Source organism: Sphaerisporangium flaviroseum (genome assembly GCF_039537005.1).
Lineage (GTDB): Bacteria > Actinomycetota > Actinomycetes > Streptosporangiales > Streptosporangiaceae > Sphaerisporangium > Sphaerisporangium flaviroseum.
Window position 1 is genome coordinate 1,013,901 of record NZ_BAAAZR010000002.1, and the last position, 20,224, is coordinate 1,034,124.

The following is a 20,224-nucleotide window of genomic DNA, read 5'->3' on the forward strand; positions in this document are numbered from 1 at the left end:
TTCAGCGCCTCGGGCGCTGGCCCCAGGGGAGTTGATTCGCCCACCTGGGACGGTCCGAGCGCCGGGAAGTGGGCGGAATCCAGGCGTTGACCGGGCCGCGCGTACGATCTGGTGGGACCGCCGCGCACCATGCGAGCGGGTACGACCACGAGGAGCCGGACATGTCCCTGGACGACTTCGAGCGCCATCCCCTGCTGTTCGGCCCCAGCCCGGTCCATCCGCTCGACCGGCTCAGCCAGCACCTCGGCGGAGCCCGGGTCTGGGCCAAGCGTGAGGACTGCAACAGCGGCCTGGCCTTCGGCGGCAACAAGACGCGGAAGCTGGAGTACTTCGTCCCCGACGCGCTCCGGCAGGGCGCGGACACCCTGGTGACCATCGGAGGGGTGCAGTCGAACCACACCCGGCAGGTGGCCGCGGTGGCGGCCAAGGTGGGGCTGAAGGCCAGGCTCGTGCAGGAGAGCTGGGTCGACTGGCCCGATCCGGTCAACGACAAGGTGGGCAACATCCTGCTGTCCCGCATCATGGGCGCCCATGTGGAGCTCGTCGACGCCGGCTTCGGCATCGGCTTCAAGGACAGCTGGAACCAGGCCTTGGAAGAGGTCCGGGCCGCCGGTGGCACGCCGTACGCCATCCCGGCCGGCGCCTCCGACCATCCGCTCGGCGGCCTGGGGTTCGCCAACTGGGCGCGTGAGGTGCAGGTGCAGGAGCAGGAGCTCGGCGTCTTCTTCGACACCATTGTGGTCTGCACGGTCACCGGCAGCACGCAGGCCGGGATGATCGCGGGCTTCGCCGGGCAGGACCGTCCCCGCCGGATCCTGGGCATCGATGCCTCGGCACGAGCGGCCGAGACCCGCGCCCAGGTCGAGAAGATCGCTCGCGGCACCGCCGAGCTGATCGGGCTCGGCCGCGACCTGCGCGACGAGGAGATCACCGTCCTGGAGGGCTGGGCGGGGGACCGCTACGGCATCCCGGTCGCCTCCACGTTGGACGCCATCCGGCTCACCGGAGGACTCGAAGGGGTCATCCTCGACCCGGTGTACGAAGGCAAGTCGATGGCCGCGCTGATCGACCTGGTCCGCGACGGCGACATCCCCAAGGACTCCAACGTCCTGTACGCCCACCTCGGCGGCCAGCCGGCCCTGAACGCCTACAGCGGGCTCTTCCGCTAGCGTCCCGGCTGGGCCGGGTCGCCAGGTCGCCTGGTCGCATCCGCCTCGGCGATCCGGAGATCGGCGGAGCCGGGGACGCGGCTGGAAAAGGAGAATCCCCAGGTCGGTGACCTGGGGATTCGGTGGTGGTGGGCGATACTGGGATTGAACCAGTGGCCTCTACCGTGTCAAGGTAGCGCTCTCCCACTGAGCTAATCGCCCGTGCTGATCATCATTGCAGAGGTGGAGACGGGATTTGAACCCGTGTACGCGGCTTTGCAGGCCGCTGCCTCGCCTCTCGGCCACTCCACCGGGCGAGGCCTCGTCTCCACAAGGCCTCTCCGAGCGGACGACGGGATTCGAACCCGCGACCCTCACCTTGGCAAGGTGATGCTCTACCACTGAGCCACGTCCGCATGATCGGCCGGTGAACACCCGGCCTCACGCAGAGAACTCTAGCGAATCCCGGCCAACTCCCCAAACCGAAGCCGGCCGATCTGCTCCGCGTACCAGGTGATCCCGGCGACGTGTTCGGCGATCTGGCGCAGGGTCCAGTCGGGGTCGCGGGGAAGATCCCACGCGCTCTGATCGCCTCGATCCTGGGAGGGCGGTCACGTGATCGGCGCGGGACAAGGGGGAAGGGATCTTGGGCGGCGGGGGCGCCGGGTGCTCGTCCATGCTTCGATCCTGGTCGAACCATGTTTGGGCTACCGTCGAAACATGGTCGCCAACGACGCCGGCATCGCCCCGATGGCGTTCCTGGGCGCGCGCTGGAGTTGACCGACCTGGGCAGAAAAGGGCTGGCCGCGATGTTCTCCGGTAAGGGGCTAACATCCAATACGCCAGTTACCTAAGCGAGAGAGTGACACCATGCGCGACAACGAGGTCGTGAACATCGGTCCGGAACCGCTGAGCTTCGCCGACGTGATCCGCGTCGCCCGGCACGGCGCCGCCGTTCGCCTCACCGACGAGGCGGTCACGGCCATGGCCCGCGCCCGTGCCCGCGTGGACGAGCTCGCGGCGAGCCCCACCCCCGCCTACGGCGTCTCCACGGGGTTCGGCGCCCTCGCCACCCGGCACATCGACCCCGAGCTGCGCGCGCAGCTGCAGCGTTCCCTGGTGCGGTCGCACGCCGCGGGGTCCGGCCCCGAGGTGGAGACCGAGGTGGTCCGCGCGATGATGCTCCTGCGCCTGCACACCCTGGCCACCGGGCACACCGGAGTGCGGCCGTCCACCGCCCAGCTCCTCGCGGGGCTGCTCGGCGCCGGGATCACGCCGGTCGTCCACGAGCACGGAAGCCTCGGCTGCTCCGGCGACCTCGCGCCGCTCTCCCACGTCGCCCTCGCGCTCATGGGGGAGGGGCCGGTGCGCGACCGCGACGGCGAGCTGAAGACCGCCCGCGAGGCGATGAAGCCCGTGGGGCTGGAGCCGGTCGAGCTGGCCGCCAAGGAGGGCCTGGCCCTCATCAACGGCACCGACGGCATGCTCGGCATGCTGGTGCTGGCCCTCGACGACCTTTCCGCCCTTCTCAAGACCGCCGACATCAGTGCCGCCATGAGCGTGGAGGCCCTGCTCGGCACCGACCGCGTGTTCGCCGGGGAACTGCAGGCCCTGCGCCCCCATCCGGGCCAGGCGGCTTCCGCGGCCAACCTGCGGGCGCTGCTGCGCGACTCGGGGATCATGGCCTCCCACCGCGACGACACCTGCACCCGGGTCCAGGACGCCTACTCGCTGCGCTGCGCGCCCCAGGTCGCCGGGGCGGCCCGTGACACCGCCGCCCACGCCGCCACCGTGGCGGGCAGGGAGCTGGCCTCGGCCGTCGACAACCCCGTGGTGCTCGACGACGGCCGGGTCGAGTCCAACGGCAACTTCCACGGCGCCCCTGTCGGGTACGTGCTCGACTTCCTGGCGATCGCCGTGGCCGACGTCGCCTCCATGGCCGAGCGGCGCACGGACCGCATGCTCGACGTCTCCCGCAGCCACGGCCTGCCCGCGTTCCTGGCCGACGACCCGGGCGTCGATTCCGGGCACATGATCGCCCAGTACACCCAGGCGGCGATCGTCTCGGAGCTCAAGCGCCTCGCCGTGCCGGCCAGCGTCGACTCGATCCCGAGTTCGGCGATGCAGGAGGACCACGTCTCCATGGGCTGGTCGGCCGCGCGCAAGCTGCGCCGCTCGATCGACGGGCTCACGCGCGTGCTCGCCATCGAGGTCCTCACCGCGGCCCGCGCGATCGAGCTGCGCCGGCCGTTCGAGCCCGCTCCCGCGACCGGCGCCGTGGTCGCCGCCCTGCGTCAGGAGGTGCCAGGCCCGGGCCCGGACCGGTTCCTCGCCCCCGAGATCGAGTCGGCCGTCGCACTGGTCGGCGACCGCACCGTGCTGGCCGCCGCCGAGTCCGTCACCGGCCCCCTCGCCTGAGACCTGGCCTCCGGGGCCTCTCACGGCCCCCAGAGGCCGGCTCCCGTGGGTCTGTGACCTTCGGGTCGTTGCCGGGTGCCCGGCACCCGCTGTGGCGGGTACCGGGCGTACTTGGTCAGCCCCGCCGGATCCGCAGCGGGAAGGTGCCGGGACCGACGTCGCCGAGCGTGACGGTGTTGGCCGCGAGGTACTGGTCCAGGTACGGCGAGCGGTCGCCCTGCGTCGGCACGTCGGACCTCGGGGACTGCAGGTCCAGGCTCAGCCGCGCGTCGGAGATCCTGATCGTGTTGCCAGAGGGCACGTCCCGCCAGCGGCCGGAGTCGATGGTCCCGATCTGGACCCCCAGCCGGTGCCCCTCTTCGAAGGTCCAGTCGGCCGACTTCAGATCGAACGAGATCGTTCCTCTGTTCTCCAGCAGGGCGACGTTCTCGTCGAACATCGTCGCCGTGCCGTCAGGAGCGACGTCCCACAGGCGGACCATCACGTTCCCGCTCGTACTGGCGTTGAGCCTGATCTTGGGCGTACCGGTGATCCGGAGTGGCTGCGGGGCGGGCGTGGACCAGGTCCAGTAGCTGGTGGCGGCGGCGTCGCCCCGCTTGGCCGCGTTCTTCTCGGTGCCGGACAGCGGCTCGATCCGCGGTGCCCGCTCCATGTCCCAGCGGCCGTCATCCGCCGGGGCGGCCGTCGTGGTGGCACCGCCCTGGTCGAGGTACCGGCCGGAGGAGAGCCGCGCGCCGTACGACGCTGTGATCACAGGCCAGGTCGTCTGGGCGCGCCAGTGGCCGAGGCTGTCCTCGATGGCGTACGCCGGGTCGGTCACCGACGGATCGACGCCGCGGAGGTACTGGTCGTAGAACCGCATCACCTCGTCGAACCAGCCGGCACGACCCTGCAGCAGCCGGCCCTCGGCGTCGGTGTCGTTGCCCCGCACGTGCTCCCACTGGCCGAGCCATCCGCGTTCCCGGCCCCGGTGGTGGTCCAGGTAGACCTCCATGTCCTCAGGCTTGGTGTTGGGCTCGATGAAGCCCTGGGTCACGAACAACGGCGTGCGGGTGCCGGCGGCGTGGGCGGCCAGGTCGCGGGCACTCCAGTACGCCGAGTGCTCGTCGGGGTCGTTGTTGTTGGTGATGTTGTCGCTCAGGCACTCTGGATGGCTCACCTCGTACGCCGCGTTCGCCTTGTACCGGTCGCTGTCGTCGGCCATCGCGGGGATCGTCGCGATCGAGTTGTACGCCGCCGGCGTGCCGGTGACGTTGGGGCGCGCGACCTTGTTGCTGAACAGGTAGTTGTACATGTTCCAGACCGGCTCCTGCGCGACGACCGCCTTCAGGCTCCGCAGCTTGAGGTTGTTGCCCACCAGCCCGGTGACGGCGTCGTACGACTTGCCGTACATCGCGACCTTGCCGGTCGACCAGGGCTGGCCGGCCGCCCAGTCGATGGCGGCGCGGACGTCGGCCTGTTCGCCAGGTCCGACCCAGTCCAGGCACCCGGTGCTGCCGCCGAAGCCGCGCAGGTCGACCATCACGAAGGTGTAGCCGCGGGCCATCAGGCCGGCGCCGTCGATGAAGTCCTGGAAGCGAGCCGATGGCCCGACCCGGTCCCATCCCTCGGGACCCGTCTGCCCCGCGTGCGCGAAGTAGGGGCCCACCGAGAGGATCACCGGCGTCTTGGCTTCGGCCGGCAGGTGCGCCGGGCGCAGCACGTCGGCGTGCAGTTCGACACCACTGCCGTCCGAGGAGGGGAAGTACGCCTCCGTCCACGCGGCGCCCTCGGGAACCCGTGGGTTCTCCTCGTGTGTGACCGGGGCCCCGGCCGGCGCGGTCACCGCTCCGGCCTGGGCGGCCGCGGGCGATCCGCCCGCGGTGAGGGTGGCTAAGGTGACCAGCGCGACGGCCGCCGCGGCGGTCGACGCTTTCCCGCGAATGTTCATTGACACTCCCGTGACAGTGGCTGCCATGGGAGGCTAACGATTTTCACAGGGTTTGTCGCTACTTGACGTTTCAGGGTGGTCCGGGCAAAAGCCGCGCCTGGTGGATTTCCTGCCGTGGGAGCAATGGCGGACCACGGTTCCCGCCGAGGAGGCCGCCCTGGTGCGACCCTCGCGGCTGAGAGGTAGTCGCCGCATGCCTCCTCCTGTTGTGTCGTCTGCGAGACGAGCTACAGGAGGACTCGGATGACCTTGACCAGGCTACGGTCCCGTTTACGCGGGACGATGGGCATCTCCTTGGTGGTGAGCGTGGTCGGCACGCTCCTGCTGGCCGGGACGGCGGCGCCGGCCACCGCCGACGACGACCCGCAGGTGCTGGCCCGCCCCGGTTTCCAGCTTCCGGTACCGTGCGGCCAGCGGTGGACGACGTCGACCCATAGTGGGCACGCCAGTCAGTACATGGTGGACATGATCTCGCAGAGCGGCGCGACTCAGGGAACCCCCGTGCTGGCCTCCGCGGCCGGTCGGGTGACCACCTCGACCTTCTACAGCGACGCGGGCAACACCATCGTGATCGACCATGGAAGCGGCTGGGTCACGCGCTACCTGCACATGGCCGATCGGGCCGTCGGGGTCGGCGCCTCGGTGGGCCTTGGCCAGCGGATCGGCACCGTCGGCAACACAGGGAGCGCGACCACCGGATCCCACCTGCACTATGAGCAGAAGCTGAACGGCTCGGTCGTCCAGGCCATGGTGGCCGGGCACTACATCCCGGTGACGTGGTCCTACGGCCAGCACACGGAGACCAGCGGCAACTGCGGCGCCACGCCCGGCACGTACTCGGTGGACACCTTCGCCGCGGCACCGGGGTACTCCACCCCTGGTGGCACCCGTACCGGAACCCTGAACGCGGGAACGAACTACGTCTACTGCCGGACGTGGGGTCCGAACGTTCAGGTGGGGAGCGACTACAACCACTGGTGGCTGAAGACCGACCTGGACTCGGGAAACCCCTGGCAGAACCAGTGGGTCTCGGCCTACTACCTCGCGCGATGGGGCAACGACGAGGCCAAGGACAACAGCGGCCGCGACATCCCCGACTGCTGACGCCCCGCCGAGGGGCCTTTCAGGCGTCGGTGTGCGGGAGGAGCGCGAGGTGCTCCTCCCGCACGAGGTCGAACCGGAGGGCCTGCGAGACCAACGCCGCGCGCTGCCAGTCGGCCCGTCCCTCGCCACCTTGCTGACGGACCCGCAGCTTCGTCGTCGCGAGGTACTTGATGTGAAAGGCGACCGCGCTCGGGGTGAGGCCGGAGTCACCGAGCCGCTCGATGATCTGCGGGACCGTGGGGATCACCGGCGAGGACGGGTCGCGAAGCCGGGGCTCGCAGAGCGCGACGAGGACCAGGAAATACTTGGCGGTCGGGTCGAGTGTGAACGCCATGGAGGTCTTCACCCCGGAGGACCCGGAGGCCAGGGCGAGCGGGTCGAGGAACGAGTGCACCGGAGCGAAGACGAGGAAGGACGCGGGCGCCCTGCCCGCCGGGAGGATGACCCTGCCGAACTCGAACGGGATGGGCGCCTCGAGACGCCCCGGCGGCACCTTGACGAACTCGCCGCCGCCTTCGGGGTTCTCCACCACGTAGGTGTGGGCGCGGCTGAGGTTGGTGAGCGTCCAGTAGGTGTCGACGGCCCGGATGCGGCCCGCGAGCCGGGAGACCGCGGGATCGCCGAGCTCGATGTCCACCGGCACGCCGGGGACACCACGGCCGAAGGTCGCCTCCTCTCCCGGCCGGAGCTCCCATGAGCGCAGCTCGGCGCCGTTGCCGGCGTCGGTCTGGATCAAGATCGTCTGCATCTGCCCAACGTAGCGCGGCGGCACGACGCCGGCTTGACAAGTCGCGGTCATACCATAGATATGAATATGCCATTGACGAAACGCAACTCGTCTGAGTAAACAAAGCGGCATGGACGGTCCGGCGCGTGCGGGGCGCTATCGCATCGACGGACTGCTGGGCGACGGCGGCTTCTCCACCGTATGGCTGGGCTACGACGAAGAGCTGGACGCGTCGGTCGCCGTGAAGATACTGGGGACACACTGGGCCGGTCGCAAGGACGTCAGGAACCGCTTCCTCCAGGAGGCGCGGCTGCTGCGCCGGGCCGACTCGCACCTGCTCGTCCAGGTGTTCGACGTCGGTGAGCTGCCCGACGGCCGCCCCTACTTCGTCATGTCCCATGCCGATCGGGGCACGCTCGAAGGCAGGCTCCCCGGCGGACCGCTGCCGCTCGACGAGATCGTCCATGTGGCCGGCGCCGTCGCCGACGGGCTCACCGTCCTGCACGACATGGGCGTCGTGCACCGCGACGTCAAGCCGTCCAACGTGCTGATCCGCACGTCGCCCTCCGGCGGCGAGCGGTTGCTGCTGTCCGACCTGGGAGCCGCCAAGCAGTTCATGACCGCGCAGGGTATGACCGCAGGGCTGGGCACCGTCGGGTACGCCGCCCCCGAGCAGATGCCGATCGGTCAGGACCTCGACGCGCGCGCCGACGTCTACGGCCTGGGCGCGCTGGTCTACCACCTTCTCGCCGGGCGCCCGCCCGCCCCGTACGAAGAGCGGATCCTCCCCGGCGCGGGCCGTGCCGACGTGCCGAAGGCGGTCGGCGACGTGGTGATGAAGGCGATCGCCCGCGACCGGGAAGACCGGTGGCCGTCGGCACGCGCGTTCGCGGACGCGCTGTCGGCCGCCGCCGCACCGCCGGGCGATGCGCGGCCGGGGCGGCGGGCGCCTGCCCGGCCCTTCCCCGGCCGCGATCGGGCAGGCCTCTCGCGCGGCTCGCCGTGGGCGTCTCCTTTCTGGGCGGCCTGGTGGTGGCGGGCGTGCTTCTCCTGCCCCCCACCCCGGACGTCCCGGCGGCCTCGCGGGGCACCAGCGGGGGGTTGAGCCCACCCGCCGCCACGGCCTCCCGAAGCATCGCGTCGAGCCCGGCCGCGGTCGCGGCCGGCCGGAGCCCGGGGGCCGGCACGGCCGCCGACCCGCGCGCCCGGTGGCTGAACCTCGACAGCGGCATCCCTCCGGAGTACCTCGACCTGATCATCCAGGCCGGCACGATGTGCGACCAGCCTGGCCTGAGCCCTGTCTTCATCGCGGCCGTGCTCAACGCGGAGAGCGGCTTCGACCCGAACCTGTCCGACCCCGACCTTGACGAGTACGGCATCGCCAGGTGGACCCCCAGGGTCCTGCGGCACTGGCAGCCCGGCGGCCTCAGCAAGCCCGAGCCCAGGCCGCCGTACTCACCGGAGCTGTCCATCCCGGCCATGGGCAAGTTCTTCTGCCGGCTCGGCCCGCAGATCGCCTCCATTCCAGGCGACCCGGCGATGAACCTCGTGGGGCTGTACCGGACCAGCGTCACCACCGTCCGCCAGTACAACGGGGTCCCGCCACAGTGGAGCGACCACGCATACAAGGTCAAGCGGTACATGAACCAGTACAACCCCCGCTGACGGACCGGTTCGGCCACCTCCGTCGCCTCAGTGGTCGTGACCGCACGAGACGCGGGCTCTCTCCAGCTCGGCGGGGTGGTTCCACCAGAAGCCCGCGGTACTCGGGTGGGCGGGCACACGGGCCTTGACCGTGCCACGCACAGCCAGGGCATCGGGGGCGGCCTGGTCGGTCGTCGTGGCGGACGGGTACGGCGCGAGCAGCCGCTCGACCGTGTGGTGCCTCCCGCCCACGACGACGGCGGTGACGTTCGCGGCGTCCTCGATGCGGGACAGCGGATCGCCGTCGACGATGGCCAGGTCGGCATACATGCCCTTGGCGATCCTGCCCAGCGGCAGGCCGAGGTAGGTCCCGGACGTGCTGGTCGCGGTGATGAGCGTCTCCAGCGGTGTCAGTCCGTACTTCACCATGGCCCGCAGGTTCATGTGGAGGCTGATCGCGACGTGGTCGATCGGAGCGTCGGTGCCGGCGGTGACGACGCCGCCGCCGCGGACCATCGCCGCGAGCTGAGCGACCTGGTTGGCCAGATTCGCCCGGCTCGCCGTCTGGTCGGTGGTCTGCGCGGTGGTGACGGTCGCCTGGAGCCTCTGCATCCGCCAGTTCGGGTAGAGCCGGCGCACCCGCTCGTCGGTGACCAGCGAGGTGTCCTCCCTGTAGAGGGTGGCGGAGCCGAACAGGGTGGGGGTCCGTGCCATATTCGAGGCGTTGAACATGGAGATGACGTCGGAGTAGGCGGAGCCGACGTTGGTGACGGTGCGCGAGTAGCCGAACCTGTTGGTCGCGCCGACGTGCTCGGTTCCGTCCCCGCCCATCGCGATGGCCGGGTAGTGGTAGTGGGACGTGACCGGCTTGCCCCTGCGATGCGCCCAGTCGATGACCTCCTTGTGCCAGACGACGGGCAGCCGCACGTAGCACTTCATCAGGTCGTAGTCGAGGCTCGCGGCCCTTTCCAGCTCCAGCCGCAGTTGCCGGTGGGAGAACGTCGGGCGCATGAAGTTGTAGTAGATGCGCGGCCCGTCGACGGCCTCGCCGGTGCCCAGGTAGCGCGGGGCGAGCCGGGCGCCCGACTGGACCGACTCCCGCTCCTCGACCATGTGGTAGGCGGGCGAGCCGGGTGAGCGGGTCGTCGTGACGCCGAGCGCGAGCCACAGCGGCCCCTGCCGGGAGCCGTAGGCGTAGCCCTGCATCTCGCGGTGGTGGTGGATGTCGATCAGGCCGGGCATGACGAACCTGTCACGGGCGTCGACGAGGGTGCCGGACCGCCCCTCCCGGTGCGGCTCGATCGCGGCGATGCGCTGGCCGCGCACGATGATGTCGACGTCGCGGACCACGGTCGCGGAGACGCCGTCCCACATGCGGCCGGCGTGCACGACGACCTGGTCGGGGCCGCGGTCGTTGCGCCAGGACAGCTGGACGGGGATGGACCGGCCGGGCCCGCCGTCGACGCGGACGGTCTTCAGCCGCCCGCCGTTGAGGTAGAGCAGCGTGGCCGAGTCGCCGGACCAGGCCGGGGCGTCGGACAGCTCTCGCGTGACCTGGCGGGCAGGGCCCGCGGGCCGTCCGGTCTTGTCCACCGGCAGCACCCACAGAAGCGATTCCATGGCGAAGGCGAGCATGGTGCCGTCTGGTGACCACACGGGGCCGTCGTCGCCGCGGGTCTGCAGGGATCGGTGCGGGGCCGGGTCGACGTACGTACCGGCACCTGTCGCCCGGTCCACAAGAAGGATCTTGGACAGGCCCTCACGGTAGCGACGCGAGTACGGCACGACCGCCGCCAAGGCGATCGTCTTCCCGTCCGGCGACCAGGTCGGCCGGCCCGGTTCGAAGGTCGCGTCGAAGACCTTCTGGATGTCGCCGGTGGCGACGTCCAGGACCCACAGCGCGCCGTCCTGGTCCAGATAGGCGATCTCATCGCCGCTCGGCGACCACCGGACCGACTGGGCGGCGGAGTTCGTCAGATGAGTCAGCTGCCGGTCGGTGCCGGTGGCGAGGTCGCGGACCCAGATGTTCAGTGTGCCGGTGCGGTCGGTGACGTACGCGAGCCGCCGCCCGTCCGGGGAGAAGTCCGGGTCGGCCTTCCACCACCGGTCGCGGAACAGCGGGGTCGGCCTGTGCCCGATCCGCATCAGGTAGATGTCGTTGAGGGCGCGGAAGGCGACGGTGGAGCCGTCCGGGGACATGGTGGGGCTGCCGATGCCGACGACCGGAAAAGACCCGGGCGCGTCGAACACGCGGACGCTCTTCCGGTACTTCGGGGTCGTCGCGGTCAGTGCGGCGGTGAAGCCGACCGTGCCGGCGGACGTGGAGCCGAGGCGGCGGGTCCGGATGGTGCCGGCGGAGGTGTAGAAGTAGCGTCCGTCCGAGGTGAACCTGGCCCTGAACGGGAAGACCTCCTCGCCGGTGACGAGCGTGCCCGCGGTGCCGGCCAGTTCGTTCACGCCGTCGTGGAAGAGGTGGTAGGCGATGTCGGTCCCGTTCGGCATCCAGGACGGCTGGTGGATGATCTGGCCGGCGGGGACGGTGACCGCGGTGCTGCGGGCGCCGGTGGCCACGTCCACGACGTCGACCCTGGTGTCGGCGACGACGAACGCGATCTTGCTTCCGTCGGGCGACCAGGCCGGCTCGTACTCCTCGGCGCTGGTGTCGGTCAGGACGCGGCTCGCACCGGTGGCGACGTCGAGCAGGTGGATGCCGTACCTGCCGCCCGCGTCGGACGAGTAGGCGATGGTGCGCCCGTCCGGGCTGTACCGGGGCTCGCGATGGTCGAACGGCCCGGTGGTCAGCCGGCGGATCGCGGACCCGTCAGGCCTGATCGTCCACAGGTCGAAGACACCCTCGCGGTACGACTGGAACACGATGGTGTACCCATCGGGGGACCAGTCGGGCTGGGCGATGTCGTACAGGTCGCTGGTGAGCCGGCGGGCGGTGCCGCCGGAGGCGGAGCAGATCCACAGGACGCCGAGCATGTCCAGAGCCAGCATGCGGCCGTCGGGGGAGAGCGCGACGGCGAAGTCGGTGCCCGACGCGACGGAGGTGCCGCCACCGCCGCGCGCGTCGTCGGCTCGGGCATTGGTGGCGGTGGCGGGGATGAACGCGCCCGCAAGGGCCGCTCCAGTGCCGGCCAGGACCGCACGGCGAGATGGGTGGAACGCCGGCCCGGTGGCGGGGACGGGTGCGTTAGGGGAGGTAGGGGCGGGGGACATTACGACTTTTCCTCCTACACTGCACGTCGCCTGACAAACGCGATGGTCCCGTCAATCATGACTTCGAACCCGATCTCTGACAGGACCATGCGGCACTCCGTGCGGTGAGTGGGCGCCGGTTGCCGCCCAGCGGCACGATGCCGAGCGGCCGCCATATCCCCATGGGCCGCCGGGGCGGCGCATCGTCCCGGAGACCGCGTTTCCACGCCACGAACCACATGGACGTCCCGTTTTGGGCCTTGTACGGCATTGAAGTCGGGGCTACGATCGCGACGACTCTTAGGAAACTTTCCTATAAGAACTCGGATCGCAGACCGTCCCGTCCGGCCTCGCCCCTCGTCAAGGCCGCCGGGTGGAGCCGGCGTTCGGGGAAGCCGCCGCCCCTTCCGTCCGCCATCGATGCCCGGTGACCCCCGTGCACCTGGGCGCTAGAAGGGTCTACCCATGAAACGAACCCCCCGCCTTCTGGCACTGGCAGTTTCGCTGTTGCTGGCGGTCATAGGCGTCCTGGTCACGCAGACGTCGGCTCAGGCCGCCAACCTCCTGGCGAATCCGGGCTTCGAGACCGGCTCCCTTTCCCCCTGGACCTGCACCGGTGGGCTCGGTTCGGCGGTCAACTCCCCGGTCCGCTCCGGCACGAAGGCGCTCGCCGGCGCGGCGAGCGCCTCCGACAACGCCCAGTGCACCCAGTCGGTGACCGTCAGGCCGAGCACCGCCTACACGTTGACCGCCTGGGTTCGTGGCGATTACGTCTACCTCGGCGTGAACGGCGGCGGGTCCACCTGGACCTCGTCGGCGACGTACACGCAGCTCTCTGTCGCCTTCACCACCGCGGCCGGCCAGACCACCGCCGTGGTCTACCTGCACGGATGGTACGGGCAGGGCACGTACTACGCCGATGACGTCAGCTTCGACGGGCCGGGAGCCCCCCCGTCGAGCACCCCCACCCCCACTGCGACACCCACGCCGACACCCACGCCGACGCCCACGCCGACACCCACGGTGACGCCCACTCCCACGCCGACGGGTGGCACGTGCGCGGTGAAGTCAAGGCCGGCGGGCAAGGTTCTTCAGGGGTACTGGGAGAACTGGGACGGCGCGTCGAATGGTGTGCACCCGCCGCTCGGCTGGATCCCGATCACCGACTCGCGCATCAAGGCCCATGGCTACAACGTGATCAACGCGGCGTTCCCGGTCATCCGCTCCGATGGAACCGTCCTGTGGGAAGACGGCATGGACTCCACCGTCAAGGTCGCGACCCCGGCCGAAATGTGCCAGGCCAAGGCCGCCGGTCTGACGATCCTGATGTCCATCGGCGGAGCGACCGCCGGCATCGACCTGAGCTCCAGCGCCGTGGCCGACCGCTTCGTCGCCACGGTCGTGCCGATCCTCAAGCGCTACAACTTCGACGGCATCGACATCGACATCGAGACCGGCCTCACCGGCAGCGGCACCATCGGCCAGTTGTCCCCGTCCCAGGCCAATCTCATCCGTATCATCGACGGCGTTCTCGCCCAGATGCCGTCCAACTTCGGCCTGACCATGGCACCCGAGACGGCGTACGTCACCGGGGGCAGCGTCACCTACGGCTCGATCTGGGGAGCGTACCTGCCGATCATCAAGAAGTACGCCGACAACGGCCGCCTGTGGTGGCTCAACATGCAGTACTACAACGGAAGCATGTACGGCTGCTCCGGTGACTCCTACTCCGCGGGCACGGTTCAGGGGTTCACCGCCCAGACCACCTGCCTGAACAACGGCCTGGTCATCCAGGGCACGACGATCAGGGTCCCCTATGACAAGCAGGTCCCCGGTCTGCCCGCCCAGAGCGGAGCCGGAGGCGGCTACATGGCGCCCTCTCTGGTGTCCCAGAGCTGGAACGCCTTCAGCGGCAGCCTCAAGGGCCTGATGACCTGGTCCATCAACTGGGACGGATCGAAGGGCTGGACCTTCGGCGACAACGTCAAGGCACTCCAAGGCCGCTAGCGCCGGTCCTGCCCCGGGCGGCCCCGGACCCCGCGGCCGCCCGGGGCCCGGTGAGCGGCGGTGGCCTCAGCCCTTGAAGGCGCCGTCCATGATCCCGGCCACCATGCGCCGGCCGACGAAGACGAACAGGACGATCAGCGGGAGGGTGGCGAGGAAGGATCCGGACATGGCGAGCCCGAGGTCGATGCTGAAGCTGTTCTGCAGGGCTTTGATCGCGATCTGGACGGTGTACATCTCCGGCGACTTGAGCACCACGAACGGCCAGAAGAAGTCGTTCCAGGCGTAGACGAACCCGAGCAGGCCGAGCACGAACGCGGCCGGGCGCACCAGGGGGAACGCGATGCGCCAGAAGATCTGCCAGGTGGTCGCCCCGTCGATGCGGGCCGCCTGGAGGATCTCGTCGCTGATGGCATTGGCCATGTGCTGGCGCATCCAGAAGATGCCGAACGCGTTGGCCAGACCGGGAATGATCAGCGCCTGCAACGTGTCCACCCAGCCCAGCGATGAGATGATCATGTACTGCGGGACGATGGCGAGCTGGGTCGGCACGGTCATGGTGAGGACGACGAGCAGGAACAGCGCATCGCGTCCCCGGAAGCGCAGTTTGGCGAACGCGAAACCGGCCAGCGCGCACAGTACCGCCTGACCTACGCCGATCGTCCCGGACACGACCAGACTGTTGATCACCGAACGGACGAACGGCACGGTGGAGAAGACCAGACCCGCGAGGTGGAAGAAGTTGCCGCCGGGCACGATCTCGGGCGGCAGGTTCGTGGCCGTCGCGGTGTCGGTGGTGGCGACGACGAACATCCAGTAGAGGGGGAACACACAGGCGAACACGGCCAGGGCCAGCAGAGCGTAGACCCACCATCGGAGGCGGTCGCCGGACCGCGGCTTCGTCCTACTCATGATCGCTCCTCATCCCCGCTCCGGCCGGATGCGGGTGGACAGCAGGTAGTTGAGCCAGGCGAACACGATGACCATGACGAACAGCGCCACGCCGATGGCCGCGGCGTAACCGAACTTGAACTGGGTGAATCCCTGCTCGAACAGGAAGAGGGTCAGCGTCTGGCACTGGCGGATCGGCCCGCAGGTGTTCGGCGCGCTCCGGGAGATGAGCAGGGGCTCGGTGAAGATCTGCAACCCGTAGATGGTCGAGGTCACGATGGTGAACACGATGACCGGCCGCAGCGCGGGGATGGAGATGTGCACGAACTGCCGCAGGCTGCCGGCGCCGTCGACGGCGGCAGCCTCGTAGATCGTCCGGGGGACGGCCTGCAGGGACGCGAGGTAGAGCAGCGTCGTATAGCCGAACCACCGCCAGGTGACCATCACGGCGATCAGCGCGTGGCTGCCCGCCACCGACTGGATGAAGTCGATGGGCCCGATGCCCACCAGGCCGAGCAGCCAGTTCAGCAGCCCGTAGTCACGGTCGAACATCTGGGCGAAGACGATCGCGGTGGCGGCCACCGAGGTGATGTACGGCACGAGCATCGACATGCGGAAGAGCACCGCGAAGCGCAGCCGGACGTGGTTGAGCAGGTGCGCCAGCACGAGCGCCACCAGCAGCTGCGGCACGGTCGACAGCGCCCAGATGCTGATGGTGTTGCGCGCCGCGTTCCAGAACCGCACGTCCTGGAACAGCCGGGTGAAGTTGTCCACCCCGATGAACACGTGCTCGCCGATCGGGTTCCAGTCGAACAACGCCACGTAGAAGGTGAACAGCAGCGGGATGAGGCCGAAAATCGCGAAGAGCACGAAGAACGGGGCGATGTAGGCGTAGGGGGCCGCGAACTCGGTGAGGCGGCCCCGCCTGGTCTCCACCGGCGCCGGCGGAGGCGGGGCCTCCTTGGTGAGGCTGATGCTCGTCGTCACGGGTGTGGTCACTTCCCCGTCGCCGGTGCCGGGCGTCCGGGACGCCCCGGCACCGGCGGCGCTCGTGGCAGGAGGGAGGTCCTAGCCGCCGATCGCGTTCTTGATGTTGGTCACCGCCGCGTCCCATGCCTTCGCGGGATCGCCCTTGCCCTGCTCGACGTTCTGGATGGCGTTGGTGAACTCCGTGCCGATCGTGGCGCTGTCCGGCCCGATGAGGAAGGGCTTGAGGCCGAGCAGCGAGTTGGTGTAGATCGTGCCGAGGGGCGCGCCGGAGAAGAACGGGTCCTTGACCGAGGTGAGCTTCGGGTCCTTGTAGACCGACGGGGTCGAGGGCAGCGACCTGGCCTGGGAGAAGTGGTTGAGCTGGCCCTGCGGTGACTGCGTGGCGGCGATGTAGTCCCAGGCGGCCTTAGGGTTCTTGGCGCGCTTGGGGATGGCGAGGAAGCTGCCGCCCCAGTTGCCCGAGCCGCCGGGGATCGTGGCGACGTCCCACTTGCCCTTGGTGTCGGGGGCGTTGTCGCGGATCTGGCCGAGCAACCAGATCGGTGCGGCGATGACGGCGAAGTCGCCCTTCTTCATCGCGGCGCTCCAGCCGTCGGTGAACGAGCTCTGCTTGGCGGTGATCCCGGCGGCCACGGCTTTGAGCGCCTGGTCGAAGGCGGCCTTGACCTGAGGGCTCCGGTCGTACACCAGATTGCCCGCGGGGTCGTAGTACTTCTCCTGCCCCTGGTTGACCACCTGCGAGTAGATGCTCCCGCCGGCATTGTCGATGAACGCCTTGCCGGTGGCCGCCTTGTACTTCTTGCCGGTCTCGATGAAGGCGTCCCAGTTGGGCCAGAGCTTGCCGACCTCCTCGCGGTCCGTCGGCAGCCCGGCTTCCTTGAACAGGTCGGCCCGGTAGGCGATGGCCATGCCACCGACGTCGGTCGGGATGGCGATGATCGAGCCGTCCTTGGCCGTGGACTGGCTGATCACCCAGTCGAGGTAGTCGCCCTTGATCTTGTCGGCGCCCATCGTGCGCAGGTCGACGAAGTTCTGCGGCTGCTGGACGAACTTGGGCAGGTCGTCGCCCTGGATCAGCACCAGGTCGGGCACCTTGCCGCCGGCGAGCGCGGTGGTGAGCGCCTGCGCCGTCTCCTGCGCGCCCCCCACCTCGGTCAGCTTGATCTGGATGTCCGGCCTGATCGCCTTGTACTCCGCGGCGGAGCCCTTGGCGTTGATCCCGGTGAACGACCAGAACTCGAACGACTTGCTGTCCGACCCGCCGGAGGAGGTCCCGGACGACGAGCCTGAGCACGCTGCCATGGTGAGGGCCGCGGTAGCGGCGAGCACGACCGCTGAGACCTTGCGGAACTTCACGGCAACCTCTTTCGCTTGCTGTGGGAGGGGGGATGTGATGTGCGGCCCGGCGCCGAGAGGATGCGTTGCGCTCGCCGGGTACTTTCTAAAGTTTCGGTCCGGTGAGTGACCGAAACGCCGGAAGGCGACGGTGCCGTGCCACTGCGCGCTCCGGACCACGAGCGCCGGACAGGTGCAGCACCACCATGCCGACCAGGAGTTTCATCTGCTGAGCCTGCTGGTGTCCCGCTTGGAGGGTCGAAAATTTCGGCATGTCACTTCGATCGTTGTTCCGGGACATTAAGCCTGTGTCAACCTCAGCGTCAATAATCTGACGGCAATGTCTCTGAAACAATCGGCTTGCTGGCTTTATGTTTCGGGGTCACGCCGCACCCTGGCCGAGACGACGGAAGCGGCGTCCCACGAGATCTCCACGCGCGCGGGGGGCCATGAAGCCGGCTCGAGATCTCTTGGACGAGCGGCGCGTGCTCACCTGCGCGCATGTGGCTCGGCCCAAGGGACGGCCGGAGCGCCCCGACCTGTGGGTGGCCTTCCCGGGCAAGACCGCGCTCTGCACGCGGCCAAGGGTGCAGATCTGATGCGGTTGACACCTCTGTCGCGCAAGGCGGCCACACCGCAGGGCAGGCAGCGTTCGCGCCTGCTCCGTTCCGCCCCGCAGGCGGTGACCGCGGAGCCGCCGGACGAGCGGCTGGGGGTGCTGAGCATCGCGGAGGCCCTGGACGCTCTCGGGGACACCTACCAGCGCATGCCGCATCCATCACCGTACCGGGCGATGTGGGCACAGGCGGAACCCCGCCTCACGGAGACGGTGCTCACCGGCCATGACGACTCCGTCAACGGCGCCTGCGCCGTGACCGTCGGCGATCGCACGCTCCTGGCGACCGCAGGTTCGGACAGGACCGTGCGCCTGTGGGACCCGGCCACCGGCACCAGGGTACGCACCCTTACCGGGCACACCGCGGAGGTCACAGCCGTTCGCGCGTTCACGGCCGCCGATGTGACCATGCTGGCCGCCTCCAGCATGGACAAGACGATGCGCGTCTGGGACCCGGCCACCGGAGCCCTCCTGCGCACCTGCAAAGGTCACACCTACGGGGTCACCGGCCTGTGCACGCTGACCGTGGACGGCCGCACCCTGCTGGTCACCATCAGCGACGACAGGACGGCCCGGGTCTGGGATCCCGCCACCGGCCGCTGCCTGCGTACGCTGACCGGGCACCCCGCGGAGGTCACCGCGGCGTGCGCCCTGACATGGACGGCCGGAAGCTGCTCGCCACATCAAGCCACGACCGTACGGTGCGTCTGTGGGATCCGGCGACAGGTTCGTGCCTGTGGGTCGTGCCCGTCCAGCACGAGGCTTCGACGTTGTGCCCGGTTCCCGGAGGGGTGGCGGTCGGCCTGACCGCGGGAGTACTCGCCGTCCGCCTGTCGCAGTGAGGGAAGAGCACGATGCGAAAGAAGAGGTGATCGGTCATCGGGCCGGGACGGCCGCGACCACGTCGACCTCGATGAGCAGGCCGGGACGGAACAGGCGGGGGACTTCGACGGTGGTGCTCGACGGGGGCTCGCAGGTGATGCGGCGCCGGCGTACCGACGCGTAGGCCGGCAGGTCACCCATGTCGGTGAGGAACGTCCTGATCGACACGACATCGTCGAAGACGCATCCCTGGTCGGCCAGGATGCGCTCGAGGTGGTCCATGACGCATTCCGACTGCCGGACGATGTCGCCCTCGCCCACCACCGCCCCGTTCCCGTCCAGCGCCGCCTGCCCGGAGACGAACAGCAGGTCACCGGCCCGTACGGCATGCGAGTACGCCCCGGCGGGGGCGGGCACGCTCGCGGGGTTCAGCTTGACGACCCTGCCCCGGCGAGGGTCCTCACCCGCCGCCGCGGTCCGGTGCTCACCTGCTGTCCCGCTCCTGTCCTCGGCCGCCGCCGCGGTCCGGTGCTCACCCGCGGTCGTGGTCGCGCCGGAGCGGGGCGTGGTGGTGGCTCGCAGGCCGGGGGAGGTGACGATGGCCGTGAGGTCGCTGTCGCCGAGGCCTGCCGCGACCGCTTCGGCGAGGCGGTCGCGGGCGGCCGCCGCCATGGTCTGAACCTCGTGGGCGGCGAGGGTGAGGTCCTTGGCGGCGAGGCCGAGCGCGTAGCGGGTCTGCGGCGGCCCCTCCAGGAGGGCGGGCCTGAGGCGTTCCACCAGCGGCCCGAGCGGGGTGCCCGACAGCACCTCAAGCAGCGCCGTGCGGTCGACGCCCTGGGTGTCCGCGTACGCGAGGGCCTCGGCGATCATCACCTGGGCCGGTACGAGCGTGCTCATCACGGCCAGCTTCATCGCCGCCCCCGCGCCCGGCGGGCCCACTTCCCGTACCGTGCCGAAGACCTCCAGCACGCCGCGGCAGCGCCCGAGGTCGGTGTCCGATCCCCCGGCCAGCACGGTGAGCGAGCCCTCCGCGGCCGGCTGGACGCTGCCCAGCACGGGGGCGTCCACCAGGCCGACGTCCCCGGGAAGCAGGGAGCGGAGCCGGGAGACCGCCGCGGGGCCGATGGTGGACATCTCCACCACCAGGGACCCCGGTCGTGGCCTGGCCGACGTGAGGACCTCCTCGACGGCCGCGGGGTCGCGCAACATGGTGATGACCAGGTCCGCGTCCGCTACGGCCTCCGCCGCCGACGCCGCCGTCTCCGCGCCCGGCACCGCGCGCGCCGTGCGGTTCCACACCGTCACCTTGTGCCCGGCCTCCACGAGGCGGCGGGCCATGGGCGCACCCATGCGCCCCAGTCCGAGAAATGCGATCACCGGACCGACGCTATGCC

15 protein-coding genes and 3 tRNA genes are annotated in these 20,224 nt (G+C 69.9%); 8 read left to right on the forward strand and 10 right to left on the reverse strand.

Translation table 11 applies throughout. The features are described 5' to 3' along the window. The first annotated feature begins 161 nt into the window (after positions 1 to 161). Positions 162 to 1,169, forward strand: coding sequence for a 1-aminocyclopropane-1-carboxylate deaminase (locus tag ABD810_RS10635; protein WP_344937403.1), 1,008 nt, complete (start codon positions 162 to 164; stop codon positions 1,167 to 1,169). 126 nt (positions 1,170 to 1,295) lie between these two features. On the opposite strand, the gene ABD810_RS10640 is transcribed toward ABD810_RS10635, so the two are convergent. From ABD810_RS10640 to ABD810_RS10650, 3 genes are all read right to left on the reverse strand, one after another. After that, a tRNA-Val gene (locus ABD810_RS10640) sits at positions 1,296 to 1,370 on the reverse strand. 19 nt (positions 1,371 to 1,389) lie between these two features. Beyond that, positions 1,390 to 1,460 (reverse strand) — tRNA-Cys (locus ABD810_RS10645). Between the two features lie 32 nt (positions 1,461 to 1,492). Continuing rightward, positions 1,493 to 1,564 (reverse strand) — tRNA-Gly (locus ABD810_RS10650). Between the two features lie 454 nt (positions 1,565 to 2,018). Between ABD810_RS10650 and hutH the strand changes: the two genes are divergently transcribed. Next, positions 2,019 to 3,566, forward strand: coding sequence for a histidine ammonia-lyase (gene hutH, locus ABD810_RS10655; RefSeq protein ID WP_344937405.1), 1,548 nt, complete (start codon positions 2,019 to 2,021; stop codon positions 3,564 to 3,566). Positions 3,567 to 3,681: 115 nt separating this feature from the next. Here the strand turns inward: hutH and ABD810_RS10660 are convergent, their stop codons facing one another. Continuing rightward, on the reverse strand, positions 3,682 to 5,496 hold the full coding sequence (locus tag ABD810_RS10660; protein ID WP_344937407.1) for a CocE/NonD family hydrolase: 1,815 nt from the start codon (positions 5,494 to 5,496) through the stop codon (positions 3,682 to 3,684). A 243-nt stretch (positions 5,497 to 5,739) separates the two neighbouring features. Between ABD810_RS10660 and ABD810_RS10665 the strand changes: the two genes are divergently transcribed. Then, entirely contained in the window at positions 5,740 to 6,600 is an 861-nt protein-coding gene (locus tag ABD810_RS10665; RefSeq protein WP_344937409.1) for a M23 family metallopeptidase, read from the forward strand. A 19-nt stretch (positions 6,601 to 6,619) separates the two neighbouring features. Here ABD810_RS10665 and ABD810_RS10670 read toward each other — a convergent pair whose 3' ends face one another. Continuing rightward, entirely contained in the window at positions 6,620 to 7,348 is a 729-nt protein-coding gene (locus ABD810_RS10670; protein ID WP_344937411.1) for an FHA domain-containing protein, read from the reverse strand. 109 nt (positions 7,349 to 7,457) lie between these two features. Here ABD810_RS10670 and ABD810_RS10675 point away from each other — a divergent pair, with 109 nt between their 5' ends. Next, positions 7,458 to 8,432, forward strand: coding sequence for a serine/threonine-protein kinase (locus ABD810_RS10675; protein WP_344937413.1), 975 nt, complete (start codon positions 7,458 to 7,460; stop codon positions 8,430 to 8,432). After that, a complete protein-coding gene (locus ABD810_RS10680; RefSeq protein WP_344937415.1) occupies positions 8,369 to 8,992 on the forward strand; it encodes a lysozyme family protein in 624 nt (207 codons plus the stop codon). Before ABD810_RS10675 ends, ABD810_RS10680 begins: the two co-directional genes overlap by 64 nt. Positions 8,993 to 9,019: 27 nt before the next feature. Here the strand turns inward: ABD810_RS10680 and ABD810_RS10685 are convergent, their stop codons facing one another. Continuing rightward, entirely contained in the window at positions 9,020 to 12,193 is a 3,174-nt protein-coding gene (locus tag ABD810_RS10685; protein WP_344937418.1) for an amidohydrolase family protein, read from the reverse strand. A gap of 444 nt (positions 12,194 to 12,637) precedes the next feature. On the opposite strand from ABD810_RS10685, the gene ABD810_RS10690 reads away from it, so the two are divergent. Continuing rightward, positions 12,638 to 14,179 (forward strand): glycosyl hydrolase family 18 protein, encoded by a 1,542-nt coding sequence (locus ABD810_RS10690; RefSeq protein ID WP_344937420.1) that lies wholly within the window; start codon positions 12,638 to 12,640, stop codon positions 14,177 to 14,179. 66 nt (positions 14,180 to 14,245) lie between these two features. On the opposite strand, the gene ABD810_RS10695 is transcribed toward ABD810_RS10690, so the two are convergent. The 3 genes from ABD810_RS10695 to ABD810_RS10705 form a co-directional block, all read right to left on the reverse strand. Then, positions 14,246 to 15,088, reverse strand: a complete 843-nt coding sequence (locus tag ABD810_RS10695; protein WP_344937422.1) for a carbohydrate ABC transporter permease — start codon at positions 15,086 to 15,088, stop codon at positions 14,246 to 14,248. Between the two features lie 9 nt (positions 15,089 to 15,097). Beyond that, positions 15,098 to 16,054 (reverse strand): carbohydrate ABC transporter permease, encoded by a 957-nt coding sequence (locus ABD810_RS10700; protein WP_344937424.1) that lies wholly within the window; start codon positions 16,052 to 16,054, stop codon positions 15,098 to 15,100. An 81-nt stretch (positions 16,055 to 16,135) separates the two neighbouring features. Continuing rightward, entirely contained in the window at positions 16,136 to 17,413 is a 1,278-nt protein-coding gene (locus ABD810_RS10705; RefSeq protein ID WP_344937427.1) for an ABC transporter substrate-binding protein, read from the reverse strand. A gap of 449 nt (positions 17,414 to 17,862) precedes the next feature. Between ABD810_RS10705 and ABD810_RS10710 the strand changes: the two genes are divergently transcribed. Together ABD810_RS10710 and ABD810_RS10715 are read left to right on the forward strand one after the other, a co-directional pair. Further along, positions 17,863 to 17,991 (forward strand): hypothetical protein, encoded by a 129-nt coding sequence (locus ABD810_RS10710; RefSeq protein ID WP_344937430.1) that lies wholly within the window; start codon positions 17,863 to 17,865, stop codon positions 17,989 to 17,991. After that, on the forward strand, positions 17,991 to 18,815 hold the full coding sequence (locus ABD810_RS10715; RefSeq protein ID WP_344937432.1) for a WD40 repeat domain-containing protein: 825 nt from the start codon (positions 17,991 to 17,993) through the stop codon (positions 18,813 to 18,815). Before ABD810_RS10710 ends, ABD810_RS10715 begins: the two co-directional genes overlap by 1 nt. A gap of 69 nt (positions 18,816 to 18,884) precedes the next feature. Here ABD810_RS10715 and ABD810_RS10720 read toward each other — a convergent pair whose 3' ends face one another. Next, a complete protein-coding gene (locus tag ABD810_RS10720) occupies positions 18,885 to 20,207 on the reverse strand; it encodes an NAD(P)-binding domain-containing protein (RefSeq protein WP_344937434.1) in 1,323 nt (440 codons plus the stop codon). Positions 20,208 to 20,224: the final 17 nt, after the last annotated feature.

What these genes read in the sequence shown, in the direction of transcription:
- ABD810_RS10635 (WP_344937403.1), top strand. Translation starts at nt 162, where the DNA reads ATGTCCCTGGACGACTTCGAGCGCCATCCCCTGCTGTTCGGCCCCAGC.
- hutH (WP_344937405.1), top strand. Translation starts at nt 2,019, where the DNA reads ATGCGCGACAACGAGGTCGTGAACATCGGTCCGGAACCGCTGAGCTTC.
- ABD810_RS10660 (WP_344937407.1), bottom strand. Translation starts at nt 5,496, where the DNA reads ATGAACATTCGCGGGAAAGCGTCGACCGCCGCGGCGGCCGTCGCGCTG.
- ABD810_RS10665 (WP_344937409.1), top strand. Translation starts at nt 5,740, where the DNA reads ATGACCTTGACCAGGCTACGGTCCCGTTTACGCGGGACGATGGGCATC.
- ABD810_RS10670 (WP_344937411.1), bottom strand. Translation starts at nt 7,348, where the DNA reads ATGCAGACGATCTTGATCCAGACCGACGCCGGCAACGGCGCCGAGCTG.
- ABD810_RS10675 (WP_344937413.1), top strand. Translation starts at nt 7,458, where the DNA reads ATGGACGGTCCGGCGCGTGCGGGGCGCTATCGCATCGACGGACTGCTG.
- ABD810_RS10685 (WP_344937418.1), bottom strand. Translation starts at nt 12,193, where the DNA reads ATGTCCCCCGCCCCTACCTCCCCTAACGCACCCGTCCCCGCCACCGGG.
- ABD810_RS10690 (WP_344937420.1), top strand. Translation starts at nt 12,638, where the DNA reads ATGAAACGAACCCCCCGCCTTCTGGCACTGGCAGTTTCGCTGTTGCTG.
- ABD810_RS10695 (WP_344937422.1), bottom strand. Translation starts at nt 15,088, where the DNA reads ATGAGTAGGACGAAGCCGCGGTCCGGCGACCGCCTCCGATGGTGGGTC.
- ABD810_RS10715 (WP_344937432.1), top strand. Translation starts at nt 17,991, where the DNA reads ATGCGGTTGACACCTCTGTCGCGCAAGGCGGCCACACCGCAGGGCAGG.